Here is a 5,358-nt window from a genome sequence, read left to right as displayed (position 1 = left end):
TAACAAAAAGGCATAATAAACCAACGACACCGTTTATGGCGGCAGGCTTAACTGACCATGTCTGGACGATGAAAGACTTGTTAACATTCAGACCGGGAAATTATTGCAGATAAACTGGACCACGACCGGATATTCCGGTTTTGCTTTAACCCAGGCAGGGGTAAGATCAAATTTGAATCCCTTGGTAAACTATGGTGTTTATTTTAGAATAGAAAATAATATCAGTAAGTTATTTCCATATTTAAACGCGGAAATAGAAAATGCCAGATTTTTTGATAACCCGGAATACATTCAATTCATATTTGATATGTCCAAGTGTACTGTATATCCCTTTGAAGTTATTGCCGTACCCTTTACTAACAAGGAACATGCCCTTGGGTTTGCAGATAAGCTCATCAATTTTTTTAATAATCTGTATGCCAGAAGAAATTCCATAAAGCCGAATTATAAAAAGTCATGTGGTTCACATTTTTAATAAATTGGGTGTTAATGACCGTACCCGGGCAGCTGTGTGGGCTGCCCAAAACAAAGTTCTTTAAGAAATTAAAATAATTTTATCATATCCCCCAAATGGGTGATGTTTTTTGCATGGGATATGTTTTTATAGTCTGAAAATTCATAAAGGAAATAGACTATGTTAGAATTTCATAATTCCATGGAGATTTTTAAACTTCTTCCGAAAACAAACTGCAAAGAATGTAATGCCCCCACTTGTCTGGCTTTCTCTGTACTGGTATTCAAGGGCGATAAACAGCTCAGTGACTGCCCCTATATTGGAAAAGAAATGATTGAAAGGTTTAATGGTAAAATCAAAAAACAAAAGTCTGTTGAACAGGATTTTGCTGAAGCAGTGACGCTTTTAAAAAGTAAAATTGCAGCTATCGATCTTTCTTTATTGGCAAAGACACTGGGGGGTAGATTTTCCAGTGACAAATTGACAATCAAAATTCTCGGTAAAGACTTTAGTGTTGATTCAAAGGGAAATTTTTCATCTGACATCCATATTCATCAATGGGTTGTAATGCCAGTATTAAACTATATTTTAAAAGATACCGGCTTACCGGCTTCAGGGAAATGGGTTCCTCTCAGAGAACTTCCAGGTGGAAAGAAGTGGTATCGGCTGTTTAGCCAAAGATGTGAAAAACCTTTAAAAAAAATTGCTGATACTTATACAGATCTTTTTGAAGACATGATTGATATTTTTAATGGAAAGCAGGTTGAAAATCATTATAAATCTGATATCTCACTTGTTTTACATCCTCTGCCAAAAGTTCCGATTCTTATTTGTTACTGGAAGCCGGAAGATGAGCTTGACTCTGATCTTAATCTTTTTTTCGATTCAACCGCAGAAGCTAATCTTAACATTGAATCCCTCTATACTCTTGGTGCAGGGCTTGTGTTAATGTTTGAAAAGATCGCTTTAAAGCACGGGCTACAATAAACTTTTTAACCGCATATGGGACCATACCTGGTGCAGTTGATGCCATCAAGCAGGGAGCAGTTGACTATATTTCCAAACCCTTTGACGGTCGAATGCTGATCAATAAGATCAATGAAACCCTGGAAGCAAGTCGTATCAACTCTGAAAAACTGTATCCCATTTCGGTTGAAAATGATTTTTACTGGGGAGAAAGTCGTGCTATGAAAGTCCTTTACCCCATGGTCAAAAAAGTGGCGGCAAGTAATGCGAATGTGCTTATTTTGGAAAGCGAATTGTTCGGCCATGTTAAAGGTGCGTTTACCCATGCAGTAAATGATAAAAAAGGGCTTATTGAAACAGGATTGTTTCGCCAGGATCTTTATTACATTATAAAATAAAGAAATACCATATTGAACCCTCTGATTATAAATAGTGCCTGTTTCAGTGATCACGCTTTTCTTAGCGTTCTTTTCACTGGCAATTACCATACTTCCGGTTCCAATAAACCCAATGATCATTAATGCAATTAAAACGATTTTTACTTTCCATGGTACACACTCCTTTTTAAACGCAAACCATGTGCCACTATTGTAAGCAACTGAATTTTAAATATATTTTAATAATATCATTGTTACGAAAATTTCATCTAAAGATTACGGTTTTTGCACTATCGTAACATTTTGCTTTTCTGACAAAAATTTATTCCCCAATTATTTTGACCAAAACACGTTTTTTTCTTCTACCGTCAAATTCACCATAAAAAATCTGTTCCCATGTACCGAAATCAAGCTTTCCTTCCGTGATAGCAACAACACTTTCTCTACCCATGATCTGTCGTTTCATATGGGCATCTGCATTGTCTTCACCTACATTGTGTCTGTATTGAGAAACCGGCTCATGGGGTGCTAATTTTTCAAGCCAGAGATCATAATCATGGTGTAATCCTGATTCATCATCATTAATAAATACAGAGGCTGTGATGTGCATAGCGTTTATAAGTACAAGTCCTTCAGTTACTCCACTTTCATTAATGCATTGTTGAATATTAGATGTAATGTTGATAAAAGCCCTTCTTGTTGGAATCTCAAACCATAATTCTTTTCTGTATGTTTTCATAAAATTAATTCCATATTTTATTTTTCAGATATACATGGAATTGCTCTTTCCATAGTATAATACTCTAAAATAATTTATGGCTCAAAACCTTAAAACCAGCCTTGAACCATAAATTATCTGAACTTATTTATCGACTATTTCTGATAAATTTTATTCTTTTGGTTTACCCATAACTTCAGCAAACATTTCATCGTCCCACAGCCTGGAATCAGCAACGTTCTGGCGGAATTTGATGAAATCAATGGTATCCTGACCGGTAATTTTTTTGGTATTAAATGCACCAAATCCAAGGAATGCTTCACCGGACATATTAGCTGCCAGCCAATGTCTGTGATCATTCTTCATTGTATCCCAGAAGAATTTCTTTTTCTGGCGGATACCGTCAATGGATTTGATCAGGCAGCCCGGGAACAGGTTGGCAAACTTCCAGATCACATTGTTCACTTCTTTATCAAGAAGTTCAAAATCAGCATTGGCCTGATGCTGTTTAAGAATGGCCCGACCATCTTTGAAGTCCTGTCCGGACTTATATTCTCCGTAAACGATCTCACCGTCTTCAAGATATTTGTCAGTGATAATGGTGGGATTTCTTACCCATTCACCGTCAATTTTAAGAACAGGGACAATCTTGGAAAGCATATTTTTTGCTTTCATTTTATAGGCTGACCACATCTCACAGGATACGCAGTTCCACATGGCATCTTCTGCACTGAGGAACCAGGGGAGGAAATCCGAAGATCCGCCGGAAGGTGCTGAGCCATGTCTTGGGCCTGCCTGGCCGAAAATGGCAAGGTCGGAAGATATGGCAATATCACATGCCAGACCGATTTCCTGGCCACCAGCAATCCGCATGCCGTTCACCCGGCAGATGACCGGTTTTTTACAGGCCAGGATGGAATCAACCATGTGGTTGAAAAGCTCCATGTACTGACCATATTCATCACATCTATTTGAATAGAATTCAGAATATTCTTTTGTATTACCACCGGTGCAGAATGCATAGGGACCTGTGCCGGTAAAGACTGCGGCAACAACGCTTCTGTCCAGAGAAGCATTTTCAAATCCGGCAATAACACCCTTTACCATATCTGTGGTATAAGAATTAAACTGTCTGGGGTTATTCAGTGTAATCCATGCTACAAACAACCCTTCCACAACATTTCCTTTTGGATCAGTTAATGGTTTTTTTTCATACATAGCGCATGGTGCTTCTGTTCCCCAATGGGGATTTCTGTGCAGGGAATGATCTTTAACTTCGTCTTCTCTTGGCATCCACTCTAAAGCCATATCTATCTACCTCCTTAATTTAATATTTTTATTTATCCTATGTATCCGCCGTCAACACCCAGTACCTGGCCTGTAATATAACTTGCATCATCGGACGCAAGAAATACAAATGCAGGGGCAATCTCTTCGGGTTCTGCAAATCTGCCCAGCTGAATTCTGCCTTCATAAATTTTTTTAAGCTTTTCATCTGTCTGAAGTTTGCCTGTCATTTCTGTCTTTGTGATTCCCGGACAGATGACGTTCACATTGATTCCGTATCTGCCAAGCTCACGGGAGGCTGATTTTGTAAATCCTATGATCCCGGCTTTTGCAGAGGCATAATTAATCTGACCAATAGTTCCAAAAATACCAGCGGTTGAAATCACGTTAATGATTTTGCCGTATTTTTGTTCTTTCATGTGGCGACCTGCTGCCTGGGTAGTATTAAAGGCTGCTTTTAAATGGATATCAATGATGGCATCCCAGTCTTCTTCCTTCATTTTAAGCAGCATGGAAGGTTTGGAAACACCGGCATTGTTGACAACAATATCAACCCCGCCCAACTGTTTCACACACTCTTCAACCATATTCTGTGCGCTTTCATAATTGGCAACATCAGCGGCAATAGCAACAGCTTTACGGCCCAGTTTTTCAATTTGGGCCACCGTCTCTTTTGCGGCAGTATCGTTGGAGTGGTAGTTTACCAGAATATCCGCCCCCTCTTTTGCATACATCAGGGCAATGGCTTTTCCAATTCCACGGCTGCCGCCTGTGACAATGGCTTTTTTCCCTTCAAGTTTCATTTGCGTTTTCCTTTTTATTTAGAAATCAGGTATAAGTACGATTCTCTGATCTGGTGATTTTTTATGGGCTTCATCATAACTTTCAACAATGGTGCTCATGGGTCTTGTCTGGACGAAGTCTTCAAAATTAATTTTTCCGCTGGTGATCATGCTCAGTACGGATGGATAGTATTCAGGCAGGCACCCCCAGGTTCCAATGAGTTCTGCATCAAATGCCATGAGCCTTGAAATGGAATATTCAACCTTGTGGGGACCATAGCCCACAACTATCATTTTGCCTGTAAAGCTCAAAAGAGCAAGTCCCAGTTCCTGGCCGGGCTTTGAACCTGAAACTTCAAATATCTTCCAACCCGTGGAAGCAAGTCCATTCTCTTTTCTATAGGCTTTCACCTCCCCGGAAATCTCTCTTGGGGTTTTACCCATGGAATTGATGGCAAAGTCTGCACCGTTTTGCAACATGGTATCAAGGCGCTCCTGGTCAATATCAACGGCAATGACATTTGCCGCGCCCAGGGCATTAAGCACCTGTACCATATATTGTCCCACACCCCCGACGCCTATAACAATGGTATTATCTCCCACCTGGATATCAGCTCTTTTAGCTGCCTGGAAAGGAGTTGTTGCTGCATCTGCCACAACAGCCAGTTTTTCAAGAGGGATATTTCCACGATCTTTAACTTCGCAAAGATCAATGGCAGGAACAGGAATATGGCTTGAGTTTCCGCCGTAAATACCCATGCTGTTGCCCGGCAT

Annotated in this window: 7 protein-coding genes; 3 read left to right on the top strand and 4 right to left on the bottom strand. The window is 39.8% G+C overall.

Annotated elements, in window-relative coordinates; translation table 11 throughout:
• Positions 1–103 precede the first annotated feature (103 nt).
• The 3 genes from K8S13_RS04230 to K8S13_RS04220 all read left to right on the top strand — a co-directional run bounded on the left by K8S13_RS04230 (position 104) and on the right by K8S13_RS04220 (position 1,818).
• Positions 104–475 (top strand): hypothetical protein, encoded by a 372-nt coding sequence (locus K8S13_RS04230; RefSeq protein ID WP_291460690.1) that lies wholly within the window; start codon positions 104–106, stop codon positions 473–475.
• Between the two features lie 159 nt (positions 476–634).
• Positions 635–1,441: a DUF3786 domain-containing protein gene (locus tag K8S13_RS04225; protein ID WP_291460689.1), complete on the top strand. Its 807-nt coding sequence runs from the start codon at positions 635–637 to the stop codon at positions 1,439–1,441.
• 92 nt (positions 1,442–1,533) lie between these two features.
• On the top strand, positions 1,534–1,818 hold the full coding sequence (locus K8S13_RS04220; protein WP_291460688.1) for a sigma 54-interacting transcriptional regulator: 285 nt from the start codon (positions 1,534–1,536) through the stop codon (positions 1,816–1,818).
• A 301-nt stretch (positions 1,819–2,119) separates the two neighbouring features.
• Here K8S13_RS04220 and K8S13_RS04215 read toward each other — a convergent pair whose 3' ends face one another.
• The 4 genes from K8S13_RS04215 to K8S13_RS04200 all read right to left on the bottom strand — a co-directional run.
• Positions 2,120–2,536 (bottom strand): secondary thiamine-phosphate synthase enzyme YjbQ, encoded by a 417-nt coding sequence (locus tag K8S13_RS04215; RefSeq protein ID WP_291460687.1) that lies wholly within the window; start codon positions 2,534–2,536, stop codon positions 2,120–2,122.
• A 150-nt stretch (positions 2,537–2,686) separates the two neighbouring features.
• Positions 2,687–3,823, bottom strand: coding sequence for a 6-oxocyclohex-1-ene-1-carbonyl-CoA hydratase (gene oah / locus K8S13_RS04210; RefSeq protein WP_291460686.1), 1,137 nt, complete (start codon positions 3,821–3,823; stop codon positions 2,687–2,689).
• Positions 3,824–3,855: 32 nt separating this feature from the next.
• A complete protein-coding gene (locus tag K8S13_RS04205; RefSeq protein ID WP_291460685.1) occupies positions 3,856–4,605 on the bottom strand; it encodes an SDR family NAD(P)-dependent oxidoreductase in 750 nt (249 codons plus the stop codon).
• An 18-nt stretch (positions 4,606–4,623) separates the two neighbouring features.
• On the bottom strand, positions 4,624–5,358 hold a 735-nt coding region (locus tag K8S13_RS04200), incomplete at its 5' end, for a zinc-binding dehydrogenase (protein WP_291460684.1).

The sequence above is a fragment of the Desulfobacula sp. genome (genome assembly GCF_021107415.1).
Note: the sequence above shows the minus strand (reverse complement) of the source record. Positions and strands in the feature narration are given on the sequence as shown.